General features: G+C 61.8%; 22 protein-coding genes, 4 tRNA genes and 3 pseudogenes. 11 read left to right on the top strand and 18 right to left on the bottom strand.

Annotation, left to right across the window (positions count from 1 at the left end; translation table 11 throughout):
* Positions 1–129: 129 nt before the first annotated feature.
* The 10 genes from hupB to ACF8EF_RS02005 form a co-directional block, all read right to left on the bottom strand.
* Positions 130–402 carry a nucleoid-associated protein HU-beta gene (hupB, locus tag ACF8EF_RS01960; protein ID WP_003250246.1) on the bottom strand — a complete coding sequence of 91 codons (273 nt, stop codon included), beginning with the start codon at positions 400–402 and terminating at the stop codon, positions 130–132.
* Positions 403–554: 152 nt separating this feature from the next.
* Positions 555–2,951 carry an endopeptidase La gene (gene lon, locus ACF8EF_RS01965; protein ID WP_176683954.1) on the bottom strand — a complete coding sequence of 799 codons (2,397 nt, stop codon included), beginning with the start codon at positions 2,949–2,951 and terminating at the stop codon, positions 555–557.
* A gap of 164 nt (positions 2,952–3,115) precedes the next feature.
* On the bottom strand, positions 3,116–4,399 hold the full coding sequence (gene clpX / locus ACF8EF_RS01970) for an ATP-dependent Clp protease ATP-binding subunit ClpX (RefSeq protein ID WP_003250242.1): 1,284 nt from the start codon (positions 4,397–4,399) through the stop codon (positions 3,116–3,118).
* A gap of 108 nt (positions 4,400–4,507) precedes the next feature.
* Positions 4,508–5,149: an ATP-dependent Clp endopeptidase proteolytic subunit ClpP gene (clpP, locus tag ACF8EF_RS01975; protein WP_003259400.1), complete on the bottom strand. Its 642-nt coding sequence runs from the start codon at positions 5,147–5,149 to the stop codon at positions 4,508–4,510.
* 91 nt (positions 5,150–5,240) lie between these two features.
* Entirely contained in the window at positions 5,241–6,554 is a 1,314-nt protein-coding gene (tig, locus tag ACF8EF_RS01980) for a trigger factor (protein WP_103444061.1), read from the bottom strand.
* Positions 6,555–6,801: 247 nt separating this feature from the next.
* A complete protein-coding gene (locus ACF8EF_RS01985) occupies positions 6,802–7,101 on the bottom strand; it encodes a DUF6388 family protein (protein WP_176683955.1) in 300 nt (99 codons plus the stop codon).
* Positions 7,102–7,290: 189 nt separating this feature from the next.
* Positions 7,291–7,366: transfer RNA gene (locus ACF8EF_RS01990), tRNA-His, on the bottom strand.
* A 36-nt stretch (positions 7,367–7,402) separates the two neighbouring features.
* A tRNA-Leu gene (locus ACF8EF_RS01995) sits at positions 7,403–7,487 on the bottom strand.
* 52 nt (positions 7,488–7,539) lie between these two features.
* Positions 7,540–7,615 (bottom strand) — tRNA-His (locus tag ACF8EF_RS02000).
* Between the two features lie 41 nt (positions 7,616–7,656).
* Positions 7,657–7,733 (bottom strand) — tRNA-Arg (locus tag ACF8EF_RS02005).
* A gap of 269 nt (positions 7,734–8,002) precedes the next feature.
* On the opposite strand from ACF8EF_RS02005, the gene folD reads away from it, so the two are divergent.
* On the top strand, positions 8,003–8,857 hold the full coding sequence (gene folD / locus ACF8EF_RS02010) for a bifunctional methylenetetrahydrofolate dehydrogenase/methenyltetrahydrofolate cyclohydrolase FolD (protein WP_003250234.1): 855 nt from the start codon (positions 8,003–8,005) through the stop codon (positions 8,855–8,857).
* Positions 8,858–8,950: 93 nt separating this feature from the next.
* Here folD and ACF8EF_RS02015 read toward each other — a convergent pair whose 3' ends face one another.
* From ACF8EF_RS02015 to ACF8EF_RS02025, 3 genes and pseudogenes are all read right to left on the bottom strand, one after another.
* Positions 8,951–10,639, bottom strand: coding sequence for a bifunctional diguanylate cyclase/phosphodiesterase (locus ACF8EF_RS02015; protein ID WP_176683956.1), 1,689 nt, complete (start codon positions 10,637–10,639; stop codon positions 8,951–8,953).
* A gap of 13 nt (positions 10,640–10,652) precedes the next feature.
* Positions 10,653–11,771 carry a methyl-accepting chemotaxis protein gene (locus ACF8EF_RS02020; RefSeq protein ID WP_370844330.1) on the bottom strand — a complete coding sequence of 373 codons (1,119 nt, stop codon included), beginning with the start codon at positions 11,769–11,771 and terminating at the stop codon, positions 10,653–10,655.
* Positions 11,772–11,888: 117 nt separating this feature from the next.
* Positions 11,889–12,218, bottom strand: a pseudogene (locus ACF8EF_RS02025) (PAS domain-containing protein); the annotation flags it as partial.
* 266 nt (positions 12,219–12,484) lie between these two features.
* On the opposite strand from ACF8EF_RS02025, the gene ACF8EF_RS02030 reads away from it, so the two are divergent.
* The 5 genes from ACF8EF_RS02030 (at position 12,485) to ACF8EF_RS02050 (ending at position 16,963) form a co-directional block, all read left to right on the top strand.
* Entirely contained in the window at positions 12,485–12,799 is a 315-nt protein-coding gene (locus ACF8EF_RS02030; RefSeq protein ID WP_010953232.1) for a helix-turn-helix domain-containing protein, read from the top strand.
* A 227-nt stretch (positions 12,800–13,026) separates the two neighbouring features.
* Positions 13,027–14,337, top strand: coding sequence for a C4-dicarboxylate transporter DctA (locus ACF8EF_RS02035; RefSeq protein WP_176683958.1), 1,311 nt, complete (start codon positions 13,027–13,029; stop codon positions 14,335–14,337).
* A gap of 44 nt (positions 14,338–14,381) precedes the next feature.
* On the top strand, positions 14,382–15,080 hold the full coding sequence (locus ACF8EF_RS02040) for a FadR/GntR family transcriptional regulator (protein WP_176683959.1): 699 nt from the start codon (positions 14,382–14,384) through the stop codon (positions 15,078–15,080).
* A gap of 16 nt (positions 15,081–15,096) precedes the next feature.
* Complete coding sequence (locus tag ACF8EF_RS02045; RefSeq protein ID WP_176683960.1) at positions 15,097–15,765, top strand: GntR family transcriptional regulator; 669 nt, start codon at positions 15,097–15,099, stop codon at positions 15,763–15,765.
* A gap of 151 nt (positions 15,766–15,916) precedes the next feature.
* A complete protein-coding gene (locus ACF8EF_RS02050) occupies positions 15,917–16,963 on the top strand; it encodes a hypothetical protein (protein WP_176683961.1) in 1,047 nt (348 codons plus the stop codon).
* Between the two features lie 39 nt (positions 16,964–17,002).
* Here the strand turns inward: ACF8EF_RS02050 and ACF8EF_RS02055 are convergent, their stop codons facing one another.
* A complete protein-coding gene (locus ACF8EF_RS02055) occupies positions 17,003–17,431 on the bottom strand; it encodes a PACE efflux transporter (RefSeq protein WP_176683962.1) in 429 nt (142 codons plus the stop codon).
* 102 nt (positions 17,432–17,533) lie between these two features.
* Here ACF8EF_RS02055 and ACF8EF_RS02060 point away from each other — a divergent pair, with 102 nt between their 5' ends.
* The 3 genes and pseudogenes from ACF8EF_RS02060 to mcpA (ACF8EF_RS02070) form a co-directional block, all read left to right on the top strand.
* Positions 17,534–18,412: a LysR family transcriptional regulator gene (locus tag ACF8EF_RS02060; protein WP_176683963.1), complete on the top strand. Its 879-nt coding sequence runs from the start codon at positions 17,534–17,536 to the stop codon at positions 18,410–18,412.
* A gap of 142 nt (positions 18,413–18,554) precedes the next feature.
* Positions 18,555–19,586 (top strand): annotated as a pseudogene (mcpA, locus tag ACF8EF_RS02065) (methyl-accepting chemotaxis protein McpA); the annotation flags it as partial.
* A gap of 258 nt (positions 19,587–19,844) precedes the next feature.
* Positions 19,845–20,441, top strand: a pseudogene (gene mcpA / locus ACF8EF_RS02070) (methyl-accepting chemotaxis protein McpA); the annotation flags it as partial.
* Between the two features lie 53 nt (positions 20,442–20,494).
* Here mcpA (ACF8EF_RS02070) and ACF8EF_RS02075 read toward each other — a convergent pair.
* The 3 genes from ACF8EF_RS02075 to ACF8EF_RS02085 all read right to left on the bottom strand — a co-directional run bounded on the left by ACF8EF_RS02075 (position 20,495) and on the right by ACF8EF_RS02085 (position 23,204).
* Positions 20,495–21,559, bottom strand: coding sequence for a hypothetical protein (locus ACF8EF_RS02075; protein WP_176683965.1), 1,065 nt, complete (start codon positions 21,557–21,559; stop codon positions 20,495–20,497).
* Between the two features lie 112 nt (positions 21,560–21,671).
* Positions 21,672–22,049, bottom strand: a complete 378-nt coding sequence (locus tag ACF8EF_RS02080; RefSeq protein WP_176683966.1) for a RidA family protein — start codon at positions 22,047–22,049, stop codon at positions 21,672–21,674.
* A gap of 12 nt (positions 22,050–22,061) precedes the next feature.
* A complete protein-coding gene (locus ACF8EF_RS02085; RefSeq protein ID WP_176683967.1) occupies positions 22,062–23,204 on the bottom strand; it encodes an FAD-binding oxidoreductase in 1,143 nt (380 codons plus the stop codon).
* Between the two features lie 114 nt (positions 23,205–23,318).
* On the opposite strand from ACF8EF_RS02085, the gene ACF8EF_RS02090 reads away from it, so the two are divergent.
* On the top strand, positions 23,319–23,912 hold the full coding sequence (locus ACF8EF_RS02090; RefSeq protein ID WP_176683968.1) for a helix-turn-helix domain-containing protein: 594 nt from the start codon (positions 23,319–23,321) through the stop codon (positions 23,910–23,912).
* 123 nt (positions 23,913–24,035) lie between these two features.
* A complete protein-coding gene (locus ACF8EF_RS02095) occupies positions 24,036–24,821 on the top strand; it encodes a sulfite exporter TauE/SafE family protein (RefSeq protein ID WP_176683969.1) in 786 nt (261 codons plus the stop codon).
* A 3-nt stretch (positions 24,822–24,824) separates the two neighbouring features.
* Here the strand turns inward: ACF8EF_RS02095 and ACF8EF_RS02100 are convergent, their stop codons facing one another.
* Positions 24,825–25,364: a histidine phosphatase family protein gene (locus ACF8EF_RS02100; RefSeq protein WP_392460392.1), complete on the bottom strand. Its 540-nt coding sequence runs from the start codon at positions 25,362–25,364 to the stop codon at positions 24,825–24,827.
* Between the last annotated feature and the right edge of the window lie 56 nt (positions 25,365–25,420).

The raw sequence follows: 25,420 nt of genomic DNA on the forward strand, positions 1-25,420 counted from the left end.
AGAATCCTGATAAAAGAAAGGCGCATCCGAGGATGCGCCTTTTCTTAGCAAACGTGTCAGGCGGGAACGTTTGCGCCCCGCCATCACCGTGCTCGGACCAGGCCAGGCCGGGCCCGGCTGAAAGACGACTTAGTTGACGGCGTCTTTCAGGCCTTTGCCTGCCTTGAAACCTGGAACCTTGGCGGCTTCGATCTTGATGGCCTTGCCGGTTTGCGGGTTGCGGCCGGTACGCTCGGCGCGCTCCTTGACCGAGAAAGTACCAAAGCCAACCAGTACCACATCGTCACCTTGCTTCAGGGCGCCGGTGACGGATTCGATGACTGCGTCCAGCGCACGGCCGGCTACAGCTTTCGGGATGTCAGCAGATGCGGCGATAGCGTCAATCAGTTCCGACTTGTTCACTCTAAGTCCCCTTATTTCTCTATTGAGTTTGTTTCTAAGTATGTAATGAAAAGCTTATGAAACGTGTGCTGGGCGGCCTGACGACAATAGCGTGCCGCTTTATAGCAAGGCCTCGAAAAAACTGTCAAGGAAAGCCCCCCAGCCGAAAACTACTAATGCGTGCTAATTCTTTCCTTGGCATCGCCGTCGCGCTTTTCATCTTTCGCGACAATCTCCGGAGCCACATCTGGCAAGGGCTCCGGGGCGTATTGCAGCGCAATTTGCAGGACTTCGTCAATCCATTTGACCGGTTTGATCTGAAGATCCTGTTTGATATTTTCAGGAATCTCCTTGAGATCGCGAACATTCTCCTCGGGAATGATCACCGTCTTGATCCCGCCACGGTGTGCCGCCAGCAGTTTTTCCTTCAACCCGCCAATGGCCAATACCTGGCCACGCAAGGTGATTTCGCCGGTCATGGCCACGTCGGCACGTACCGGAATCTGCGTCAGCGCCGACACCAATGCGGTGCACATGCCGATACCGGCACTAGGGCCGTCCTTCGGCGTGGCGCCCTCAGGCATGTGGATGTGCACGTCGTGCTTCTCGTGGAAGTCGGCGGCAATCCCCAGGCTGCGGGCGCGGCTGCGCACCACGGTCTGCGCGGCAGTAATCGACTCGACCATGACATCGCCCAGCGAGCCGGTCTTGATCAACTGGCCCTTGCCGGGGATGACCACGGCCTCGATGGTCAGCAACTCGCCGCCCACCTGGGTCCAGGCCAGGCCGGTAACCTGGCCGATCTGGTCCTGCTGCTCGGCAAGGCCATAACGGAACTTGCGCACGCCCAGCAGGTGCTCCAGCTGCTCGCTGGCCACCTTGACCTTGACCTGCTTCTGCCCGGTATGTTCCTTGACCACCTTGCGGCAGACCTTGGCAATTTGCCGCTCCAGGCCCCGTACACCGGCTTCACGGGTGTAGTAGCGGATGATGTCGCGAATCGCCGAGACGTCGACTTCCAGCTCTTCCTTCTTCAAGCCGTTGGCCTTGACCTGCTTGGGCACCAGGTACTTGACCGCGATGTTGATCTTCTCGTCCTCGGTGTAACCAGGCAGGCGGATGATTTCCATCCGGTCCAGCAGCGCCGGCGGGATGTTCATCGAGTTCGAGGTGCACAGGAACATCACGTCCGAGAGGTCATAGTCGACCTCCAGGTAGTGGTCGTTGAAGTTGTGGTTCTGCTCAGGGTCGAGCACTTCCAGCAGCGCCGAGGCCGGGTCACCGCGCATGTCGCTGCCCATCTTGTCGATCTCGTCGAGCAGGAACAACGGGTTGCGCACGCCCACCTTGGTCATCTTCTGGATCAGGCGACCCGGCATGGAACCGATATAGGTACGGCGGTGGCCACGGATCTCGGCCTCGTCACGCACGCCCCCCAGGGCCATGCGCACGAACTTGCGGTTGGTGGCGGCAGCGATCGACTCGGCCAGCGAGGTCTTGCCGACGCCGGGTGGGCCGACCAGGCACAGCACCGGGCCGCGGATTTTCTTGACGCGCTTCTGCACGGCAAGGTACTCGAGGATGCGTTCCTTGACCTCTTCCAGGCCATAATGGTCGGCATCGAGGATTTCCTCGGCCTTGGTCAGGTCCAGACGCACCTTGCTCTGTGCCTTCCACGGCACCTGCACCAGCCAGTCGAGGTACGAGCGCACCACGGTAGCTTCGGCCGACATCGGAGACATTTGCTTGAGCTTGTTCAGCTCCGCCTGGGCCTTGGCCAAGGCATCTTTAGGCAGACCTGCGGCTTCGATGCGCTTTTTCAGCTCTTCGACTTCATTGTGGCCTTCGTCACCATCGCCAAGCTCTTTCTGAATGGCCTTCATCTGCTCATTCAGGTAGTACTCGCGCTGGCTGCGCTCCATCTGCTTCTTGACCCGGCCGCGAATGCGCTTTTCGACCTGCAGCAGGTCGATTTCGGCATCCAGCAGTGCCAGTACGTGCTCGACACGGGTAGTCAAGTCGACGATTTCAAGAATTTCCTGCTTCTGCTCGATCTTCAGGGCCATGTGCGCGGCCATGGTGTCGACCAGGCGCCCTGGCTCTTCGATGCTGTTCAGCGAAGACAGCACTTCGGCAGGCACTTTCTTGCCCAGCTGAACATACTGCTCGAACTGCGACAGCAGCGTGCGCACGAAGACTTCCGACTCGCGTTCGGCAGTGTCGGTTTCGTCGATGAGGGAGACTTCGGCACGGATGTGCCCTTCAACTTCGGAGAAGCGCTCGACCGCACCACGCTGCTCGCCTTCGACCAGCACCTTGACGGTGCCATCAGGCAGCTTCAGCAGTTGCAGCACGGTGGCAACGGTACCGACGCGGTACAGGGCGTCCTCACCCGGGTCGTCGTCGGCTGGATTCTTCTGGGCCAGCAGAAGGATCTGCTTTTCGCCCGTCATCGCCGCCTCGAGGGCTTCGATGGACTTTTCACGCCCCACGAACAGCGGGATAACCATGTGCGGGTAAACAACGACATCGCGCAATGGCAAAAGAGGCAAGTCGAGGGTGGTCTTCATGATTTCGCCTCTACAGCGGCCTTATGGCCGGAAACCGGTGGAAATGATGCTTGGACCTAATGTGGGGGCACGCTTGGGAAATTACAAGCGCTTGCTCAGGAAAAGCAGAAAGGGGCCCGTAGGCCCCCCTCTTGCTTGCAACCGAGAACCGGCCTTTGCCTGAATCAGGCGTCTGGCGCGGCCTTGGCTTGCGGTTCGCTGTTTTCGTAAATCATCAGCGGCTGCGAGGTGCCCTCAATGACGCTCTCGTCGATAACTACCTTGCTGACATCCTTTTTCGAAGGAATCTCGTACATGGTATCGAGCAGCACGCCTTCGAGGATCGAACGCAGGCCACGAGCGCCAGTCTTGCGCTCCAGGGCCTTGCGTGCAACGGCCTTGAGCGCATCGCTACGGAACTCGAGGTCAACGCTTTCCATCTCGAACAGCTTGGCATACTGCTTGGTCAAGGCATTCTTCGGCTCAGTGAGAATCTGCATCAACGCAGCCTCATCCAGCTCGTCAAGGGTAGCCAGTACCGGCAGACGGCCGACGAATTCCGGAATCAGGCCAAACTTGACCAGATCGTCCGGCTCGACCTCACGCAGGGATTCGCCAACCTTCTTGCCCTCTTCCTTGCTGCGCACTTCAGCTCCAAAACCGATGCCACCCTTGGTGGAACGGTTCTGGATGACCTTTTCCAGGCCCGAGAACGCACCACCACAGATGAACAGGATGTTGCGGGTATCAACCTGCAGGAACTCCTGTTGCGGGTGCTTACGGCCACCCTGCGGCGGAACCGAGGCCACGGTGCCCTCGATCAGTTTCAGCAGTGCCTGCTGCACGCCCTCACCGGAAACATCACGGGTGATGGACGGGTTGTCCGACTTGCGCGAGATCTTGTCGATTTCGTCGATGTAGACAATGCCCATCTGGGCCTTCTCAACGTCGTAGTCGCACTTCTGCAACAGCTTCTGGATGATGTTCTCGACGTCCTCACCCACATAACCGGCCTCGGTCAGGGTGGTGGCGTCAGCAATAGTGAACGGTACGTTCAACAGACGTGCCAGGGTTTCGGCGAGCAGGGTCTTGCCCGAGCCAGTCGGCCCGATGAGCAGGATGTTGCTCTTGCCCAGTTCGACTTCGTCACCCTTCTTGTCACGCTGGTTCAGGCGCTTGTAGTGGTTGTACACCGCTACGGCCAGCACCTTCTTTGCGCGCTCCTGACCAATGACGTACTGGTCCAGGATGCCGCTGATTTCTTTCGGCGAAGGCAATTTGTGCGCGCTGCTCTCGGCCTGGGCTTCCTGCACCTCCTCACGGATGATGTCGTTGCACAGGTCGACGCACTCGTCGCAGATAAATACCGAGGGCCCGGCAATCAGTTTGCGCACTTCGTGCTGGCTTTTGCCGCAGAAGGAGCAATAAAGCAATTTGCCGCTGTCCTCGCCGTTACGGGTGTCAGTCATTCGATCGATCCAATCCGGTAGGCTTGCAACACAAGATGAAGGCAATTGCGGGCTTTTTCAAGTCCGCAGGTAGGCGCTTTCGACGCCCACCTGCTCTGACCCCCCGGTTCAGGAGGCCAGTTGCCGCTTGTCATAGACCGAGTCGATCAGGCCGTACTCGGCTGCGCGCGAGGCGCTCATGAAGTTGTCACGTTCGGTGTCACGCTTGATGGTCTCGAGGTCCTGGCCGGTGTGATAGGCCAGCAGTTCGTTCAGACGGGCCTTGATATTGAGGATTTCCTGGGCGTGGATCTCGATATCGGTGGCCTGACCCTGGAAGCCGCCCAGCGGCTGGTGGATCATCACGCGCGAGTTCGGCAGGCAATGACGCTTGCCCTTGGCACCTGCCGCCAGCAGGAAGGCGCCCATGCTGCAGGCCTGGCCGATGCAGATGGTCGAAACGTCCGGCTTGATGAACTGCATGGTGTCGTAGATCGACATGCCGGCAGTGACGGAACCGCCCGGCGAGTTGATGTACAGATGGATATCCTTGTCCGGGTTTTCCGCCTCAAGGAACAGCAGTTGCGCAACGACGAGATTGGCCATGTAGTCCTCTACCGGGCCAACCAGGAAAATCACACGCTCCTTCAACAGGCGCGAGTAGATGTCGTAAGCGCGTTCGCCACGGGCGGACTGCTCGATAACCATCGGGACCAGGCCGCCTGCGGCCTGGATGTCAGAGCTCTGCTGAATATAAGAATTGCGGGACATGTCCTGCGCTCACTCCCAAATAGTCATGGCTTGAATACGCACAAGCCAGCTCGAAGGCTGGCTTGTGGAGGTTTCCTACGAGAGAAGCCTGTTACTCAGCAGCGGCAGGAGCCTCAGCTGGTTTAACGGCTTCTTCGTACGAGACCGACTTGTCGGTCACAGTCGCTTTCTGCAGAACAGTATCTACAACTTGTTCTTCCAGCACAACCGAACGCACTTCGTTCAGTTGCTGGTCGTTCTTGTAGTACCAGGCGATGACCTGCTCAGGCTCCTGATAAGCCGAAGCCATTTCTTCGATCATCTCGCGAACCTTGGCGTCGTCTGGCTTCAGCTCGAACTGCTTGACCACTTCGGCCACGATCAGGCCCAGCACAACGCGGCGCTTGGCTTGCTCTTCGAACAGCTCGACTGGCAACTGCTCAGGTTTGATGTTGCCACCGAACTGCTGAACAGCCTGCACGCGCAGACGGTTGACTTCGTTTTCCAGCAGGGCTTTTGGCACTTCGATCGGGTTGGCGGCCAGCAGACCGTCCATGACCTGGTTCTTGACCTTGGTCTTGATCGCCTGACGCAGCTCACGCTCCATGTTCTTGCGGACTTCGGCGCGGAAGCCTTCCAGCGTCGATTCCTTGATGCCGAACTGGGCGAAGAACTCTTCGTTCAGTTCTGGCAGTACAGGTGCCGAAACGCTGTTGACGGTGATGGTGAACTCAGCGGCTTTGCCAGCCAGGTCCAGGTTCTGGTAGTCCTCTGGGAAGGTCACGTTGACAACGCGCTCTTCGCCAGCCTTGGCGCCAACCAGACCTTCTTCGAAGCCTGGGATCATGCGGCCGGAACCCAGCACCAGCAGGGTGCCCTTGGCCGAACCACCGGCAAACACTTCACCGTCGACCTTGCCGACGAAGTCGATGTTGACCTGGTCGTCGTTCTGCGCAGCGCGCTCGACGGCCTCGAAGCGGGTGTTCTGCTTGCGCAGCACTTCCAGCATGTTGTCCAGGTCGCTGTCAGCCACTTCGGCGCTCAGGCGTTCGACCTTGATCGACTCCAGGCCTGCAACCGTGAACTCGGGGAACACTTCGAAGATGGCGACGAATTCCAGATCCTTGCCCTTTTCGAAGGACTTCGGCTCTACGGCCGGGGAACCAGCCGGGTTCAGCTTCTGCTCGACGATGGCTTCGTAGAAGGAGGCCTGCACCAGGTCACCGAAAGCCTCTTGACGGGCGTCCGCCTCGAAACGCTGACGGATCACGGTCATCGGTACCTTACCAGGACGGAAGCCCGCGATCTTGGCGCGCTTGGCAGTCTGCTGCAGACGCTTGTTGACTTCGTTCTCGACGCGCTCGGCCGGAACGGCGATGGTCATGCGGCGCTCGAGAGCGGAAGTGTTTTCAACAGAAACTTGCATGGATATTCCTCGTTGCACAGACGTTAGCCGGCGTTAGCCCGACTCCAGAATCAAGGGCAAACATTCTAGTGAGTCACGCAGCAGAAGTCACCCCACACGGGACGACGGGAAACAACGCCGGTCGATTAACTTAAAGGCCCGCACGGCGCACCGCCGAGCCTGCTTCCAATCGGGGCTGCACGACGCCCGGGGCGGCCTGCAGCCGAAATACCTTGTCAAACAACTACCAGCAACGCATTCGCTTCCTTTATTCAGGATCGATTTCGTTGAACTGGCAGTATTCCTCCCATTCCAGCCCCAGCGCCTCGGCCACTTCACGGTGCGTTTCCAGGCGCATGGCCTGCAGCTGCTCCGGGGACTCGGCAATCAATTGCAGCGCCAGCTCCCAAGGCTCGATACCCTGCTCCGCGGCTGCATCCTCGAACGCCCATTCGATCTGCTGAGCCTGCTCGCGCGCATCCAGCTCGCGGATCTCCTCGAGCAACTGCGGACTGGCTTCGGCAAAGCGCTGCAGCGCCAGGGCCTGACGGGCTTCTTTCGCAATCATGGTGGTGTCCTTTGCCGGCCAAACGGACCGGTGTTTCAACCGGCTGAAATCTAACAGCTTTTATTGGGGTGCCACCAGAGGATTACAAGGGGGCAGGAGGTGTTTTGGTCGGGACGCGACTCACCACCGCCACGCGGACCCAAAACAAAAAGGCGCCCGATCTCACGATCAAGGCGCCTTTCAGGAATATGGGGTGGACGATGGGAATCGAACCCACGACAACTGGAATCACAATCCAGCGCTCTACCAACTGAGCTACGCCCACCATATTGCGGTCTTGCGGTACAACTTTACAGAAGCATGGTGCGGACGAAGAGACTCGAACTCTTACAGCTTGCGCCGCTGGAACCTAAATCCAGTGTGTCTACCAATTTCACCACGTCCGCGTAACGCTTAAAACAAAGGCGCCAGATGCTATCGAGGCGCCCTTGAAGAATATGGGGTGGACGATGGGAATCGAACCCACGACAACTGGAATCACAATCCAGCGCTCTACCAACTGAGCTACGCCCACCATATTGCATTACCGCCTACTTGCTTGCCAAAGCTGCCTAATGGCGCACCCGGCAGGACTCGAACCTGCGACCATCCGCTTAGAAGGCGGATGCTCTATCCAGCTGAGCTACGGGCGCTTAAGCTTGAAGCCTAACCGAACGAGACGCTAACAAGGAACTGTTAAACCACTCATTCTGCCCGACTTAGCCAACCAGTGCTAGGCTGTGCCCGACAAGTGCGGCGAATCTTATAGTCGACCCCGAAAGTCGTCAACACCTTTTTCGAAAAAATTTAAATTATTTAAGGGCTTAGGGGATTTGCCCGACCACCCGCCTTTGCCCTTGGCCCATGTCGTGCGAGAATGCGCGCTCTTTATTGTTCCTTCTCGATGGTTAATCACGCGTCTATGACTGCACACCTAATCGATGGCAAGGCTATCGCCGCCAGCCTGCGCCAGCAGATCGCTCAACGTGTCGTGGAGCGTCGCCAGCAAGGCCTGCGCACGCCTGGCCTGGCAGTGATCCTGGTCGGCACCGACCCCGCCTCCCAAGTCTATGTCTCGCACAAGCGCAAGGACTGCGAAGAGGTCGGCTTCATTTCGCAGGCGTTCGACCTGCCCAGCGAGACCACGCAACAAGCCCTGACCGAGCTGATCGACCGTCTCAATGACGATCCGGCCGTCGACGGCATCCTGCTGCAACTGCCGCTGCCGGCGCACCTGGACGCCTCGCTGCTGCTCGAGCGCATTCGCCCGGACAAGGATGTGGACGGCTTCCATCCGTACAACATCGGCCGCCTGGCCCAGCGTATTCCGCTGCTGCGCCCGTGCACACCGAAAGGCATCATGACCCTGCTGGAAAGCACCGGCCAGGACCTGTACGGCATGAACGCGGTGATCGTCGGCGCGTCCAACATCGTTGGCCGCCCGATGGCCATGGAGCTGCTGCTGGCCGGCTGCACCGTGACCGTCTGCCACCGCTTCACCAAGGACCTGGCCGGCCATGTCGGGCGTGCCGACCTGGTGGTCGTGGCTGCCGGCAAGCCGGGCCTGGTCAAGGGTGAGTGGGTCAAGGAAGGCGCCATCGTCATCGACGTGGGCATCAACCGCCAGGAAGACGGCAAGCTGGTCGGCGACGTGGTCTACGAGACTGCCTTGCCACGCGCCGGCTGGATCACACCGGTGCCGGGCGGCGTCGGGCCGATGACCCGGGCGTGCCTGCTGGAGAACACGCTGTATGCAGCAGAAGAACTGCACAAGTAATACCGCGTGATGCAAAAACGGCACCTCTTGCAGGTGCCGTTTTTTTGCCCGTGATTGATGGTGCGGGTCAAGACCACCGCCCGCTGATGGCCTTCAAGGGTCACGCCACTCCACTGGCTGCCGGTAGGCCTGCGCCCAAGCTTGCACTTCACTGGCTGGCATCGGCCGGGCAATGCAGTAACCCTGCGCCAGCTCACAGCCCAGGCCCATCAGTACCCGCCCGTGCTCGACACTCTCCAGCCCCTCGGCAATCACCTCGCGGCCAAACGCCCGGGCCAGGCCGATCACCGCCTCCGTCAGCGCCAGGTCGTCCTGGTCATGAAGGATGTCCCGCACGAATGACTGGTCGATCTTGATTGTCTGGGTCGGCAAGCGCTTCAGGTAACTCAACGACGAATAACCAGTGCCGAAATCGTCCAGCGAGAAACGCACACCCAGCGCACGGCAGGCATCCAGGCAGCGGCTGACGTGCTGCAGGTTGTCGATGGCCACTGACTCGACGATTTCCAGATCCAGCAGCGCCGGGTCCACCGCCGGGTACGCTGCCAGCAGCTGCTGCAAGCGCTCGGCAAAGTCACTGCGCTGCAAATGCCGCGCGGCGATATTCACGCTCAACGACCAAGGCCGCCCTTGCAACTGCCAGACCTGCAACTGGCTCAACGCCTGCCCGATCACCCACTCGCCGATTTCGACGATCAGGTCGGTCTGTTCTACCCAAGGCAGGAAATCGCCGGGCGGCACCACGCCACGGCCAGGCCGTTGCCAGCGCAATAAGCCCTCGAAGCCCAGTACCTTGCCACTGCGCAGGTTGACCTTGGGTTGGTAATAAAGACACAGCTCACGGTTGCGCAGCGCCCGGCGCACGCGCGCCACAGTCTGGTGGGTGGCCTTGAGCTCCTGCTCCTGCGACACATCGAACAGATGGTAACGGTTGCGCCCGCGCTGCTTGGCCACATACATGGCCTGATCGGCGTGGCGCACCAGGGTGTCGGCATCTTCATCATCCTGCGGGTACAGGGTCACGCCGATACTGGCACTGAGCGACAGCGTATGCTCACGCACCACACAAGGCGCCGCCAATGCCCGCAGTACCCGCTGCAGGGCTGCATGCAACTGACACTCATCGTCGACGTCGCGCAGGATCAGCACGAACTCGTCGCCCGACAGCCGGGCCACGGCATCACCACCGCGCAGGATGCTCTTCAAGCGCTGCGCCACTTCCACCAGCAGCAGGTCACCCACGGCATGCCCGTAGCCGTCGTTGACCGCCTTGAAACCATCCAGGTCGAGCATGCACACCGCCAGCGAGATACCTTCACGACGCGAGTAGGCCAGGGCCTGATTCAGCAGGTCGGACAGATAGGCGCGGTTGGGCAGGCCGGTGAGCACATCGTGGCCCACCCGCCACTGCAAGGTATGCAGCAGCTGGCGCTTCTCGGTGACGTCAAAGCGGATCGACACATACTTGCGCACCTGGCCTGAAAGCGGATCGACCAGTGGCACCATGGTGCTGTCGACCCAATACAACGAACCGTCCTTGGAGCGGTTGCAGATTTCACCCTTCCACACCCGCCCGGCGACCAAAGCCCGCCACATGCCGACAAAGAACGTCGGCTCATGCAGGCCGGAATTGAGGATGCGGTGATTGGCCCCCAGCAGTTCCTCGCGGCTGTAGCCCGAGATGCTGCAGAACTGCTGATTGACGTAGGTAATGTTCCCACGCAGGTCGGTTTCCGAAAAGATCGCGGCCGCGTCCACGGCCGCGCGATAGTTATCATCCATAAAGCATCCTGCCTTAGCGGTTGAAGCGCTCCACCAGGGCGCGCAATCCGGCGCATACATGTTCCAGTTCGGTACCGCGCGAGGCGGCGGCGTTGGCGCTGTGGGCGCTGTGCTGGGCAATACCGGCTACGCCGTTGATCTGCCGCGAAACGTCTTCTGCCACCGCCGACTGCTGCTGCGAAGCGGTGGCCATCTGCTGGCTCATGTCGCTGATGCGCTGAACCGCGTCACGAATGCCATGCAGCGCCTGCCGGGCTTCCTGCACTTGGGCAACGCCCTGCTCGGCACCGTCGATGCCTTGACTGGCGATCGCCACGGCTTCCTCGGCGCCACTGCGCAGGGTATCGATGATGGCCTGGATGTGCAGGGTGGACTGGCGGGTCTTGTCGGCCAGTGCACGCACCTCGTCGGCGACCACGGCAAAGCCGCGGCCTTGCTCGCCCGCACGGGCAGCCTCGATGGCGGCGTTGAGGGCCAGCAGGTTGGTCTGCTCGGCAATGCCGCGGATCATCCCGGCGGCCTCGGCAATGGCGCCGGTCTGGCCAGCCAGGTGGCTGACTGCCTGATTGATCTGCCTCACAGTACTGGCCAAGGTCCGAATGGCCGCACCACTGGCATCGGCCACCTGGCTACCTTGCTCGGCCAGCAGATGCGCCGTGTGTGCCTCGGCGGCGGTCAACTGCACGTGGTTGGCCACTTCGCCGATGGAGGCGGCCATCTGATTCATTGCAGTGGCGCTCAGGTCGGTCTCGGCACGTTGCTCCAGCAATGCCGCCTCGGTGCTGCGCGACAACTGCCCGGCATCGCGAGCAGCCACGGCCATTTGCCCGGCCAAGTCGCTCAGCCGCGTCAAGGCAGTTTTCAGGCGCGCCTCTTCGCTGATCAGCATCAGTTGCAACTGCCCGGCAGCCCCCGTCAGGTCGCTGTAGGTCAAGGCTGCAACCGGGTCGGCGAAGGCACCTTCGGCGCCCTGTACAATTTGCTGTAGCTGCCGCCCGAGGGCGTTGCGCGCCCACAGGCCACAGCCCACGAACAGCCCCAGGGTCAGCCCCTGCCCCACCAGGCCGGGCCACAACTGGTTGGCACCCACCGCCAGCAGCCCGCCGGCCAGTGGCAAGGCCAAGGCCTGCATCAGCAAGCTCAGCCGGCGCGACGCAGGCAATGCCGCCTGGCCGTTGCGCAGCCGCGCATACAGGGCTTCTGCACGGGCTACTTGCTCGCGCGTAGGGCATACGCGCACCGACTCGTAACCCACAACCCGCCCACCTTCGAGGATGGGCGTGACGTAAGCATTGACCCAGTAATAGTCGCCGTTACGGCAGCGGTTCTTGACGATACCCATCCAGCTTTTGCCGGCTTTCAGGTAGCGCCACATCAACTCGTATACCGCCGGCGGCATATCCGGGTGGCGCACCAGATTATGCGGGCTGCCGATCAGTTCGGCCTCGCTGTAGCCACTGATGGCGGCAAACTCTGGGTTGCAGTAGGTGATCAGGCTGGCGGTATCGGTAGCAGAAATCAGCCGCTGATGGGGGGGGAAACGTTGCTCGACCGGGGTTACCGGCAAGTTGAGGCGCACGATGAGACTCCATTCAATGACAAGCCGGCACCCAGTTCATCGACGGCCATCGGAACCGATTCATGGCGATCCGCTCCAATGGGCAAAAGCGCTTCCTGCCGTTGCAGCACGAGGCCGAACGGTACAAGGAAGATGACGATGACTGACCGGTCAAGCCATGAATTCTACGAAATTCATCACATAAATAAAACAAAGGTGATCGATCATGGCGTTGCGCCACATGGATAGATATCGTTAAGTTCTTGATTCTAAATGGGAATTAAGCGATGACGAGATCAGCTTTGGGTATCGCCCTGCGCCGCTACCGCAAGCTGGCGGGCCTGACCCAGGCACAACTGGCCGAACGGACCGGCTTCGACCCCAAGACCATCAGCCGTTTCGAAACCAGCACCTACACCCCCAGCATCGATGCAATCATGGCGTTTGCCCAGGTGCTGGGCGTCAAGACCAAGGACTTCTTCGCTGAACCGGACGACGAAGAGGAGCAGCGCGCCTACCTGTTCGGCGTCATCCACAACGCCCCACCCAAAGATCTTGGCAAGTTGATTGCAGCAGTGGACCAGGCACTGGCCAAGCCCTGAGCTATTTCACGCGCCCGCCTTCACGGCACGCACCGAACTAGAGCATGGCAGGCCGGATTGCCCCACAACTGGTCAGACCGGTAAGGCCAAAAATCCTTGCAATCAGGGATTTTTCGCGCTTTTATGGCCTCGCGCTGAACAAACCGGTAAGACCACAATAATTAAGTCCTGCGCTCTTTCGCCCCGTGCGGCTACCGAAGCAAGGACACCGATCAGAGACTCCTCCCATGCTCAAATGGTGCTCGCGTTCGATTTTCCTGCAAGTCGTACTCGGCCTTGCCCTCGGCATCGCCTGCGGTCTGAGCTTCCCCGACCTCTCCCTGCAACTCAAACCCCTCGGCGACGGCTTCATCAAGCTGATCAAGATGCTCATCGGCCTGATCGTGTTCTGCGTGGTGGTCAGCGGCATTTCGGGTGCGGGCGATCTGAAAAAGGTCGGGCGCATCGGCCTGAAGTCGGTGATCTACTTCGAAGTGCTGACGACCCTGGCGCTGGTGATCGGCCTGGTGTTCGCCTTCAGCAGTGGCATTGGCAGCGGTGCCAATATTCATCTGGACCAACTCTCCGCCGCCGATGCCAACGGCTTGGCCGAGCGCGGCCAGCACATCCATGGCGCCACGGCGTTCTTCATGGACCTGATCCCCAGCTCGGTAATCGGTGCGTTCGCCGACAACAACATTCTTCAGGTGCTACTGTTCTCGGTGCTGTTCGGCAGCGCGCTGAACCTGGTGGGTGACTCGGCCGCCGGCATCTCGCGGCTGATCAACGAACTGAGCCATGTGATCTTCCGCATCATGGGCATGATCGTGCGCCTGGCGCCGATCGGCGTGTTCGGCGCCATCGCCTTCACCACCAGCAAGTATGGCCTGGAGTCGCTGCAGCACCTGGGCGGGCTGGTGGCGCTGTTCTACCTCACCTGTGCCGGCTTCGTGCTGATCGTGCTGGGCACCGTCATGCGCTTGTCGGGCCTTAAACTGCTGCCGTTGATCAAGTATCTGCGTGAAGAGCTGACCATCGTCCTGGGCACCGCCTCTTCCGACGCCGTACTGCCACAGATCATGCGCAAGCTTGAGCACCTGGGCATCGGCAGTTCCACGGTCGGCCTGGTGATCCCCACAGGTTACTCGTTCAACCTCGATGGTTTCTCCATCTACCTGACCCTGGCGATCGTGTTCATCGCCAACGCCACCGGCACGCCACTGGAAATGACCGACCTGCTGACCATCCTGCTGGTGTCGCTGGTGACTTCCAAGGGGGCTCACGGCATCCCAGGCTCGGCACTGGTGATTCTTGCCGCCACCCTGACTGCGGTACCGGCGATCCCTGTGGTAGGCCTGGTACTGGTGCTGGCGGTGGACTGGTTCATGGGTATCGGCCGGGCGTTGACCAACCTGATCGGCAACTGCGTGGCCACCGTGGCCATTGCCCGTTGGGAGAAGGACATTGACCTGGAGCGCGCGCAGAACGTGCTCGACGGCAAGCCTGGCTTTGCCCACACACCCCGCAAGCAACCCACCGCCCATCAACAGGAATTCTGAGCGAACGTGGCCGGCGTTGACGCCGGCCCTTCCAGGAGCGAAACGTGATCAGCTCATCAACCGTCGTCAACTCAGTGGTCGAAAAGCTCCGCCAGGCCCTGGCCCGCGGCCAATGGCGCACCGGCGACATGCTGCCAGGCCAGCGCGAACTGGCCGAACAACTGGGCATCAGCCGCCCCAGCCTGCGCGAAGCGGTAACCGTGCTGGAAACACTGGGCCTGGTGCGCTCGTTGCCAGGCAAGGGCGTATTGGTGCTGGATGCCGATGTCCAGGCGTCGGGTGTGGAAACCAGCGCTGCGGCCAGCCTGGCCGACGTGCTGGAGCTGCGCTACACACTCGAACCGTTCATCGTCGGCCTGGTGGCGCAGTCGGCCAACAGCCAGGACATCGGTCAGCTGCGCCTGACCCTGATGGACATGCGCGAAGCGCTGGAGGCCGATGACAGCGAAGCCGGGGTCAAAGCCTACATTGCCTTCCATGAAGCGCTGTTTGCCCTGACCACCAACCCGATCTTCCAGAGCGTGGTGCAGCAGACCGGGAATGCGCTGAAGCAAAGCGCCGACATGCTGCGCAACTCGCCAGAGCACCTGGCCGCGCGACTGAAGGAGAACGAAGCGGTGGTGCGCGCCATTCGCGAACGCAACAGCGCCCAGGCCAGTGCCCAGATGCGTCAGCACATCGTGGCCGAAGGGCTGCGCATGGGCATTGCGCTGAATATCCCGGACGAACATCCGCATCCATGACCTCAGGAGAGTGACCATGAACGCCGTCCCCCACTTGCCTGCCCTGCTCGCGGCCGGCGAAACCCGTCTGTCGGCCGAGCAGATTTACCCGCGGCTGTTCGACGCCATTCTCGAACAGCGCCTGCCACCGGGCAGCCTGTTGCCCGAACAGGCGCTGGGCCATGCATTTGGTGTCAGCCGCACGGTGATCCGCCGCGTGCTCGGGCGCCTGTCCGACCAGCAGGTGGTGGTACAGCGCCCCAGTCACACCGCACATCTGGCCGCGCCTGACCCAGACCAGGCACGCCAGGTGCTGAGTGCCCGGCGTCTGGCCGAAACCACGCTGATCACCCTGGCCGCGCAACGCGCCCGGCCGGTGCAGGTACGCCAGCTACGGCAACTGGTGGAGCGCGAGCGCCAGCACCATGAGCGTGGCGAACGCTGCGCGGCGATCCGCCTGGGCGGCGAGTTCCACCTGAAACTGGCGCAGGTGGCGGCCAATGCGCCGCTGGCGCGGTTTCTCAATGGGCTGGTGCCGATGACCTCGCTGATCATCGCTCGCTACGAATCGCCGTGCTGCGATCATTGTGCGTGGGAAGAGCATGCGGCGATCATCGATGCCGTGGAGCAAGGTGATGCCGAGGCGGCCTTGGGATTGATGCACAGGCACCTTGACCGCCTGGAAGAAAAGCTGGACCTGGAATAACCCGACCAGGCTGACGCGATCGCTCCCACCCAGGCCGCGCTCACGCAACCCTTTGCAGCGGTGCTGGGCGGGCGATGGGCTGCACAGCAGCCCCGATAACCCCACCCTATACTGCGAGAACCAGCCCAGCCTCTACCAGGGAGGCGGTCGCGTGAGCTCTCGAATCCTCCTGCTGCTATGCCTTCTGCTGGCCCTCGGCGGTTGTGCCAGCAAGCGCCCCCCTGCCCCACCGCCGCCCACAATACTCACCCCTGCGGCCTGGCAACGCATCGATCAGGAACTGATCGACGCCTCGGCCGGCGCAGCCGGCTCGGCCAACGACTATGCCCGTCGTTCCATGCGGGTCTGGAAGGAGCAGGTGCAACAACGCACCGAGCGCGACTTCATTCCCTGGTTCACGGGCTACTGGACCCAGCAATGGCTCACCCTCAAGGTGGCCTGGTACAAGCTCGACAGCGGCAAGGGTCGGGAACCGGCAGAAAAACGCCTGGCCCTGTACCTGCAGGAGCAGTATCGCGCGCGGGTGATCGAGCCGGTGGCCGAGCAGATCAACCCCGAGGGCATCCGCGACCGCGCCTGCGAGCTGTACCTGCAACTGCTCGGCCAGCAACTGCCGGCCATCATCCGCCGCTACAACGCGCCGCCGGAACAATTCAGCCAGCGTCTCAACCGTATCCCCGCCATCGCCCTGGGGCCACCGGATACGCGCAATGCCAGCCTGTATCAGCTGCTGCGGGCCAAGTCACTGGACCAGCAACCGGCTTGGCAAGCGATGCGCCAGCACTTGCATCAGCAGGCCAGCAAAGGCCCTGGCAGGACCGATGTCGGACTGAACTCGGTGGCCACCCAGGCCAGCGAAAAGCTCGGCGCCAGCCTGGCCCCACGCGGTATCGCCAGTGCGGTGGCATCGGCAGTGGGCAAGGTGGCAGGGGCGATGATTTCAATTGCTACGGCCGGTTACGGGATGATGACCCATGACCGTGACCACCCGCAGATGGTCGAACAGCTGCGGGTGATCCTCAACGTGGCGTTGAACCAGGAATGGCAGGAGTTGATGGAGAACCGCCAGAGCGGGACCATGGCCGGGGTCTATTACCTGTCGGGACAGGTTGAGGACAGCTTGCTGGCCAGTGCACCGCGGCCGGTGGAGCAGCAGGTAGAGCAGCAGGCGCCTTTGATCATTCGCCTGCCACCTTAGTGGCAACCTGTACCGGCTTCTTCGCCGCGCAAGGCTGTGTCAAGTTGTGGCCAGGGCAGAGCTTGGCAAGCCAAACACCCGATCAAACGCCCAGTTGTAGGCAAAGGTGTAGCACGGCACCAGTATGATGAACGCCATATCCACCAGCAGCGCCTCCAGCAATGTCATGCCCAGCCACCAGGCAATCAGCGGAATCAAGTACACCACCAGGGTCAACTGGAAGCCGATGGCATGCACCACACGCCGCGCCACGCTGCGTCCACGCTTGGCCTGGCGGCGCTCCCAGTACTCGAACAGGGTGTTGTAGATCAGGTTCCAGAGCATGGCGATGGTGGTGATCATCACCGCCAGCGGCCCGGTATGCGACGCCTGCGTATCTGACAGGTAGGCCAGCCCGAGGGTCGACATGCACAGCCCGATCAGTTCATAGAAAGTCACGTAGACCAGCTTGCGTTTCAATCCCTGCACCCAGGGTTCCCTCCAAAGACAAAAAGCGAAGGGGGCGATCATGCTTCAACGTACTTGACAGCAAAAGTCAGCAGCTATCAGATCTGCTGACAGGAGGCTGCCATGAACTTTTCCAGCGACAACATCCAGCTGTTTCTGGCCGTGCTCGACCACGGCTCGTTTTCTTCCGCGGCGCGCGCCCTCAAGCGGGTGCCTTCAGCCGTAAGCATGGCCATTGGCAACCTTGAGGCAGAACTTGGCTACAACCTGTTCGAACGTGGCCCGCGAGAAGTTCGCCCAACCGCACAGGCCATGGCCCTGGAGCCACACGCCAGACTGATTGCCGAACAACTGGGGCTGCTGCAGGTTCATGCCCTGGAGCTGTCCCAAGGGCTCGAGAGCAGCCTGACCCTGGCTGTGGTACCTGACATTGATCACCGTCCGCTGCTGGCGGCCATCGCCAGCCTCGGCGAGCGCCACCCGTTGCTGGACATTGCCCTGCTCAGCGCCCCGCAGGAAGAAGCCCTGCACTTGCTGGACAGTGGCCGTGCCGACCTCTGCGTAGCCTTTGCCGGCCTGCAGGTCGATGCCCGCCGCGGCTTTCAGCACATCGGCATGGAGTCGCTGGTAGCCACCTTGTCGCCGGCCCACCCGGCCTTGCGTGAGGGGCGTATCCACGACCTCGAGGACTTGACCCAGGTGCGTCAGATTCTGGTGCGCAGCCGCGACCTGCCGCTGGCTGACCCTCGCCCGCTGATCGGCGCCACGCACTGGTCCAGCGACAGCTTCGACCTGGCTTTGCAGATGGTGGAAGCTGGCCTGGGCTGGGGTGATCTACCGTTGTCGCGGGTCGCGCCGCTGCTGGCCAGCGGCCGCCTGGTACGCCTGGCTTTCCGCAATACGCGCAACGAGTTGCAACTGCCCGTACATATCCTGTGGCGCAAACAACAGCCGCTGCAGCAGGCCGCACGCCTGCTGATCGAACAGCTGGCTGACCGGTGACTGCCGTCCGTCGAAACGTCTGTAAGAATTTTCTCTAAGCACTTCAATCTTTTACCCCTTGAGCCGATATCTCGGTCGACAGGCCCCGCATCGCGTCATGAGCGCGCTGCGCCCTCCCCTCATTGGCTCAAGGTCTCGAAACATGAACCTGAAATTTCGCCACAAGATCCTGCTCAGCGCCTGCGGCGTCGTGGTTTTGGCATTTGCCCTGTTCACGCTCTACAACGACTACCTGCAACGCAACACCATCCGCCAGAACATCGAAGCCTCGGTACAACAGTCCGGTGCGCTGACCGCCAGCAGCGTGCAGAACTGGATGAGCGGGCGCATTCTGGTGCTGGAGAACCTGGCCCAGGACATCGGCCAGCAAGGCGCCGGTGACACGCTGCCAGGGCTGATCGAGCAGCCGTCCTACACGCGTAATTTCCTGTTCACCTATCTGGGCCAGGCCAACGGCGGATTCACCCAGCGCCCGGATGCCCAGATGCCCGCCGGTTACGACCCGCGGCAGCGCCCTTGGTATGGCGCTGCCGCCAACGCCGGGCAGACCGTGCTGACCGCCCCGTACCAGGGTGCAGTCGGTGGCCTGATGGTGACCATCGCCACGCCGGTGAAGAGCAAGAGCAATGGCGAACTGATCGGTGTGGTCGGCGGTGACGTGACCCTCGACACCCTCGTCGAGATCATCAACTCGGTCGACTTCGGTGGCATCGGTCACGCCTTCCTGGCCGACGCCAATGGCCAGGTGATCGTCAGCCCCAATAAAGACCAGGTGATGAAGAACCTCAAGGACATCTACCCAGGCAGCAACCTGCGGGTCGCCGCCGGCATGCAGGATGTCACCCTCGACGGCCAGGACCGCATCATCTCGTTCGCCCCGGTGGCCGGCCTGCCTTCGGCGCAATGGTACATCGGCCTGTCGATCGACAGGGACAAGGCCTATGCCGCGCTCAGCCAGTTTCGCACCTCGGCGATCATTGCCATGCTGATCGCCGTGGCCGCCATTGCCGGCCTGCTCGGCCTGCTGATTCCGGTGCTGATGAGCCCGCTGACCACCATGGGCCGCGCCATGCGCGACATCGCCGAAGGCGAAGGTGACCTTACCCGCCGCCTGGCCGTGCAGAACAAGGACGAGTTCGGCGAACTGGCTACCTCGTTCAACCGCTTTGTCGAGCGCATCCATGCCTCGATCAGCGAAGTGTCCTCGGCCACCCGCCTGGTACATGACCTTTCGGAGAAAGTGGTCAGCGCGTCCAATGCGTCGATCAACGGCTCTGAAGAACAGAGCATGCGCACCAACAGCGTCGCTGCGGCCATCAACGAACTGGGCGCCGCCACCCAGGAAATCGCCCGCAACGCGGCAGATGCTTCGCAACATGCCAGCGGTGCCAGCGAACAGGCGCACGGTGGCCGTGAAGTGGTTGAAGAAGCCATCAGCGCCATGACTGCCCTGTCGCAACGGATCAGCGAGTCGTGCGCGCAGATCGAAACGCTCAACGCCAGCACCGACGAAATCGGCAAGATCCTCGACGTGATCAAGGGCATTTCTCAGCAGACCAACCTGCTGGCACTGAACGCGGCCATTGAAGCGGCCCGTGCGGGTGAAGCCGGCCGTGGCTTTGCCGTGGTAGCCGACGAGGTGCGTAACCTGGCGCACCGTACCCAGGAGTCGGCGGAAGAAATCCACCGCATGATCACCAGCCTGCAGGTAGGCTCGCGCGAAGCGGTGCATACCATGAACACCAGCCAGGTCTCCAGCGAGCAGACCGTGCAGGTGGCCAACCAGGCCGGCGAACGCCTGGCCAGCGTGACCCAGCGCATTGGCGAAATCGATGGCATGAACCAGTCGGTGGCGACAGCGACCGAAGAACAGACCGCCGTGGTCGAGAGCCTCAACCTGGACATCACCCAGATCAACGCCCTGAACCAGCAGGGGGTGGAGAACCTCAACGAGACCCTGCGCCATTGCGATCAGCTGGCCCAGCAGGCTGGGCGTTTGAAGCAGTTGGTGGGCAGCTTCAGGATTTAAACGCCGGGTTCAGGCGGCAACGGCCTATGCCTGTTGTCGCCTGTACCAGCCCCTTATGCAGCCACCGCCTTCGCAGCCCTGCCCCGCCGTACCCAGGCCAGCAATACCGCCGTCATCAGCACAAAACCCAGGTAACCGAAGAACGGGTACACCTCACCCACCAGGTTGATGAACCCCACCAGGCTACAGCCGAACGCCACCACCCCGGTCACCACCGAGCCCCAGCGGAACGTCGTCGTGCCCGCCGGCAACAGCCGCGAGAGGAAGGAAAACAGCGTGCCCACCGCGGTGTTGACGATCATGCCGAAGATGATCAGGCACATCACCAGCCCCAGCAGTGGTGACACTTCGTTGGCAATCGACAGCATTGGCATCGGCTGGTCGGCCACACTGTCCAGGCGCGACAGCAGCCCGGCACTCATCACCAGCATCAGGCCACCTAGCGCCGCACCACCGAGCAGGCCTCCCCACACCGCCGCTTTCTCGCCCTTGGCCGAACCGCCCAGAATGGCCAGGATCGGCGCGCCCGCGACGATGTTATACGACACATACAGGAACGCACCCAGCAACCAGTGGCGGGTGCCGGCCTGTTGCTGGCTGGCTACCTGATCGAGCGCAGCAAAGCTCTGCTCGCGGGTGATCACGGCATACAGCGCTATCGCCGACGCCACCAGGATCAGCAAGGGGGTGATGGCGCCGATCGCAAGAATCATCCTGCGCACGTCCAGACACACGATGCCGACCACCACCAGCGTCACCAGCACGCTGCCGGTCAGGGCCGGGATGCCGAACTGCTGCTCCAGCAATGCACCACCACCGGCCAGCATGACCACGGTGACGGCGAACATGAAAAAGGTGATCAACCAGTCGACGAACATGCCCAGGTGGCGGCCGCAGATGGCCAGGATCACATCCTTGTGCGAGGTGGCCTGCTGGCGATTGCCCAGCCCCGCCAACGCCATGCCGAGGAAGGTGAACAAGGCGGCGCTGACCAACGCGCCAGCCAACCCCCACACGCCGAAATCGACAAAGAACAACAACAGTTCCCGCCCTGAAGCGAACCCCGCCCCCACGATCACGCCGACAAATGCGCCGGCAATCTTCAGCTGCTCTTGCATGTGAACCTCTGGATTTATTGTTGTTTTGTCATTGCCGTCGCATACCTGTCGTAGGGGCGGCCTTGCAGCCCAGCGCGACACACGGTCGCCTCTACACGGGCTCTTTGCCCGGTCAGGCGTCGCCGACGAACGCCTGCACCTCGATCTCCACATCCACGCCCAGGGCCAACGCCGAAGCCACGGTGGAGCGCACTGGTAGCGCCGCGCCGAAGAACGCCTTGTACACCTCGTTGAAGCCGGCGAAATGGCGCATGTCCGACAGCCAGACCGTGACCTTTACCACCTGGTCGAAACGCGCACCACAGGCCGCCAGGCTTTCGGCGATACGCTCGCAGGCAGCACGTGTCTGGGTCTGGATATCACCGCGCACCACTTCGCCGTCGGTGCTCATCGGCACCTGTCCGGAAAGGAACAGAAAGCCACCGGCCTTTACCGCGCGGGAAAACGGGAACGGCAGGCTACTGGGGAAACGCTGAATGTCATTGCTCATGGGATGCTCCTTTCAGGGTTGCTGGAAACGGGCCGGGGACAGGCGCTCGGGCGCCACTCCCTGGCTGACAAGGTCGGGACACAAGGGCTGGCCCAGCAGCAGGTCGGCGGCCAGGCGCGAGGCGCCCGCTGCCGACTGGATGCCATAGCCTCCCTGGGCCGCCAGCCAGAAAAACGCGGGGACATGCGCATCGAAACCGATCACCAGGTCGCCATCGGCAACGAACGAACGCAGCCCGGCCCAGGTGTGGCTGGGTCGGCGGATCGCCAGGGTGGTCATGGCTTCAATGTTGTAGATACCCAAGGCCACGTCCAACTCCTCGGGCGCGGCATCCTGTGGTTCAACCGGGTCGGCATTGGCTGGCGACCCCAACAGTTGGCCGGCATCCGGCTTGAAGTAGAAGCTTTCATCGACGCCAATCACCGCAGGCCAGCCGGTAAAGTCCTGTTCCGCCGGGCCGGGGAAGGTGAAGGCGCTACGGCGGCACGGTTGCAAGCCGATGCGCGCCACCCCGCACTGCTCGGCCACACGGTCCGCCCAGGCCCCTGCAGCATTGACCAGGCGGCGGGCCTGCAGCCGGCTGCCATCGGCCAACTCCACCTGCCACACGCCGTCCAGGTACCTGGCCTGGATGAGCTCGGCGTTACAGCGCAGTTCACCGCCAGCAGTGCGATAACCACGCAAGAAGCCTTGGTGCAAGGCATGTACATCAAGGTCCATCGCACCCGGCTCAAGCACCGCGCCGGCCAGGGCTTCGCCACGCAAGCTGGGTACCTGTGCCAAGGCCGCGTCCCGGTCAAGCAGGCTGACTTCTGTGCCATTGGCCAGGTTCTGCGCGTAAGTTTGCTCAAGCAGTTCACGCTGCTCCAGGCCGGCCACATACAGACAGCCTCGCGGCTCCAGCAGCGGGTGCTCGCAGAAGCCCTGCGGTGGCGCTTCGTAGAAGGCCCGGCTGGCGCGGGTCAGCGCCTGGATCTGTGGGGTGCCGTAAGCCTCCATGAACATGGCCGCCGAACGCCCTGTGGAGTGGTAGCCAGGCTGCGATTCACGCTCGAGCAACAGCACACGCTGCTGGCCGGCCACGGCCAGGCGATAGCCCAGTGAGGCGCCGGCAATGCCAGCACCGATGATCAGGGTGTCGTAGGTCGGGGTCATGCACGTTCCTGCCAGACAATTATCATTTATAAGAATTCTAATATATGAGAATTTAGAAATGCGCAAGTGTCCAAGGTAAGATGCCCGACCAACGCCGCATGCCGAGATCCCTGAATGCCCTCAGCTCTACCCCAGCTTGACCGTGCAGTAGTGGGCCAGCGCCTGCGCCAGGTGCGCAAGGCGCGCCAGATGACCCTCAAGCAATTGTCCGAGGCCAGTGGCGTGCCGCTGTCCACGTTGTCGAAGATGGAACTGGCGCAGGTGTCGGTCAGCTATGAAAAACTCGCCGCTGCTGCGCGGGCGCTGAATGTCGATATTGCCCAGCTGTTTCGCGCCAGTGGAACGGTCAGTGCGCCTGTGCCGGTGACCGTGGTGGTCGATTCACTGCCAGCTGCGGCGGGCTATTCGACCGGCACCTATGACTACTACCCGATTGCCGGGGACTTCCCCGGGCGGCGCATGACACCGGCCTATGCCCGCATCATTGCCCGCGAGCGCGGCCAGTTCGACGATTTTATCCGCCACCCCGGGCAAGAGTTCGCTCTGGTGCTGAGCGGACGCGTGCGCATCGAGTTCGAGACCGGAGAAGCGGTAAGCATCGGACCGCAGGAGACGGCGTATTTCGACAGCCAGGTGGGGCACATCTACCTGTCGGAAAGCGATGACGGTGGCGATGCCCATGTCATGGTGGTGATGACCGATCGTTGATCGGGTGCGCCTGCCAGGCATGCGCGGTTATAACCTAATAACGAACAAGTCTATTTGGCTATAAAAAAATCTATATGCTGACTGGCATCCGATAACGGGCAAAGTTGGGCAGTCGAGTAGCGTATGGATGTAGGTTCTTTCGGTTTCACCATTGCTGGCCTGTTCGTGGGCTTCATCGTCGGTATGACCGGCGTCGGTGGCGGCTCGCTGATGACCCCGATCCTGTTATGGTTCGGCATCCACCCAGCGACCGCTGTCGGCACCGACCTGCTGTATGCAGCCATCACCAAGGCCAGTGGCGTCTGGGTCCACGCACGCAACAAGAACATCGACTGGAAGATCACCGGCCTGCTCAGCATGGGCAGCGTGCCCGCAGCGGCGCTGACCCTGTGGTTCCTCAGCACCCTGCACGCCGACACCTCGGCGCTCAACGCCATCATCAAGCAAGGCCTGGCGGTGGTGCTGATCCTGACCGCGCTGGCCATCCTGTTCAAATCGCGCCTGCAGGCCTTCGCCAGCCGCCATGCCGGTGATCACTACCACCTCAGCGACCGCAGCCTGAACACCCTCACAGTGCTGACCGGCGTTGTGCTTGGGGTAATGGTCACCCTCACCTCCATCGGGGCCGGCGCCCTGGGTACGGTGGCGCTGTTCCTGCTGTACCCGTTCCTGGTCACCCGTCGCCTGGTCGGTACCGAAATTGCCCACGCCGTGCCACTGACCTTGGTCGCAGGCCTGGGCCACGCCGGCATGGGCAACATGGATTGGTCGCTGCTGGGCTACTTGCTGCTGGGCTCGCTGCCAGGCATCTATCTGGGTAGCCACCTCACCGGGCGAATCTCCGACCGCGTGCTGCGCCCTTGCCTGGCAGCCATGCTGCTGCTGATCGGTTACAAGCTGGCGTTCTGAGCCTTAGCCCAGGCGCAACCGCCACTGCCCCGTAAAGCTCAGTTCCAGGCGTGACAAGGGCAGCACGTCGATACGCTGCCCGGCACTCATCGGACACCCGAGCACCTCTACCAGCATGGCGCGTATGACCATCGGGTGAGTCACCGCCAGCCAGTCACCCGGCCTGTCGAAGGCCGCCAGCCAGGCGGCCAGGCGCTGGCATAGCGCAGCGAACGACTCGCCACCATGCACGGCACTGGCCGGATCCTGCAGCCATTCTGCCAACGCCTGCGGTTGCTCGGCTTGCAGCTGCTTCAGCGACAAACCCTGCCAACGCCCGAGATCACAATCGGCCAATCCCGGCTCGATCTGTACCGCCCCCGTTAACCACGCCGCCGTCTCGCAGGCCCGCCGCTCTGGCGCACTCAGTAACTGCGCGCCTGAACGGTCGGCGCCTGACTCTTGCTCTAGCGGCAGGATGCCATCGTCAGAATGGTGCAGGCGCCCGGTCTTCTGGGCCTGGGTCAGGGCATGGCAGATCAGGGTCAGGCGGACGGCTTTCACCAGGCATTTCTCGCAGCGGGCTGGGGTGCATGGTTTAGCACGATGCGGGGCTTTTG

This window comes from Pseudomonas sp. zjy_15 (assembly GCF_043101865.1).
GTDB lineage: Bacteria > Pseudomonadota > Gammaproteobacteria > Pseudomonadales > Pseudomonadaceae > Aquipseudomonas > Aquipseudomonas putida_Y.

Bases quoted from the DNA above. Each gene is read 5' to 3' on its own strand.
- ACF8EF_RS02080 (WP_176683966.1), bottom strand. From the start codon at position 22,049: ATGAGCAATGACATTCAGCGTTTCCCCAGTAGCCTGCCGTTCCCGTTT.
- ACF8EF_RS01985 (WP_176683955.1), bottom strand. From the start codon at position 7,101: ATGATTGCGAAAGAAGCCCGTCAGGCCCTGGCGCTGCAGCGCTTTGCC.
- lon (WP_176683954.1), bottom strand. From the start codon at position 2,951: ATGAAGACCACCCTCGACTTGCCTCTTTTGCCATTGCGCGATGTCGTT.
- ACF8EF_RS02035 (WP_176683958.1), top strand. From the start codon at position 13,027: ATGCTCAAATGGTGCTCGCGTTCGATTTTCCTGCAAGTCGTACTCGGC.
- ACF8EF_RS02075 (WP_176683965.1), bottom strand. From the start codon at position 21,559: ATGCAAGAGCAGCTGAAGATTGCCGGCGCATTTGTCGGCGTGATCGTG.
- tig (WP_103444061.1), bottom strand. From the start codon at position 6,554: ATGCAAGTTTCTGTTGAAAACACTTCCGCTCTCGAGCGCCGCATGACC.
- ACF8EF_RS02020 (WP_370844330.1), bottom strand. From the start codon at position 11,771: ATGCAGGCCTTGGCCTTGCCACTGGCCGGCGGGCTGCTGGCGGTGGGT.
- ACF8EF_RS02090 (WP_176683968.1), top strand. From the start codon at position 23,319: ATGCCCTCAGCTCTACCCCAGCTTGACCGTGCAGTAGTGGGCCAGCGC.
- ACF8EF_RS02045 (WP_176683960.1), top strand. From the start codon at position 15,097: ATGAACGCCGTCCCCCACTTGCCTGCCCTGCTCGCGGCCGGCGAAACC.
- ACF8EF_RS02095 (WP_176683969.1), top strand. From the start codon at position 24,036: ATGGATGTAGGTTCTTTCGGTTTCACCATTGCTGGCCTGTTCGTGGGC.
- ACF8EF_RS02060 (WP_176683963.1), top strand. From the start codon at position 17,534: ATGAACTTTTCCAGCGACAACATCCAGCTGTTTCTGGCCGTGCTCGAC.
- clpX (WP_003250242.1), bottom strand. From the start codon at position 4,399: ATGACTGACACCCGTAACGGCGAGGACAGCGGCAAATTGCTTTATTGC.
- ACF8EF_RS02085 (WP_176683967.1), bottom strand. From the start codon at position 23,204: ATGACCCCGACCTACGACACCCTGATCATCGGTGCTGGCATTGCCGGC.
- clpP (WP_003259400.1), bottom strand. From the start codon at position 5,149: ATGTCCCGCAATTCTTATATTCAGCAGAGCTCTGACATCCAGGCCGCA.
- folD (WP_003250234.1), top strand. From the start codon at position 8,003: ATGACTGCACACCTAATCGATGGCAAGGCTATCGCCGCCAGCCTGCGC.
- ACF8EF_RS02015 (WP_176683956.1), bottom strand. From the start codon at position 10,639: ATGGATGATAACTATCGCGCGGCCGTGGACGCGGCCGCGATCTTTTCG.
- ACF8EF_RS02030 (WP_010953232.1), top strand. From the start codon at position 12,485: ATGACGAGATCAGCTTTGGGTATCGCCCTGCGCCGCTACCGCAAGCTG.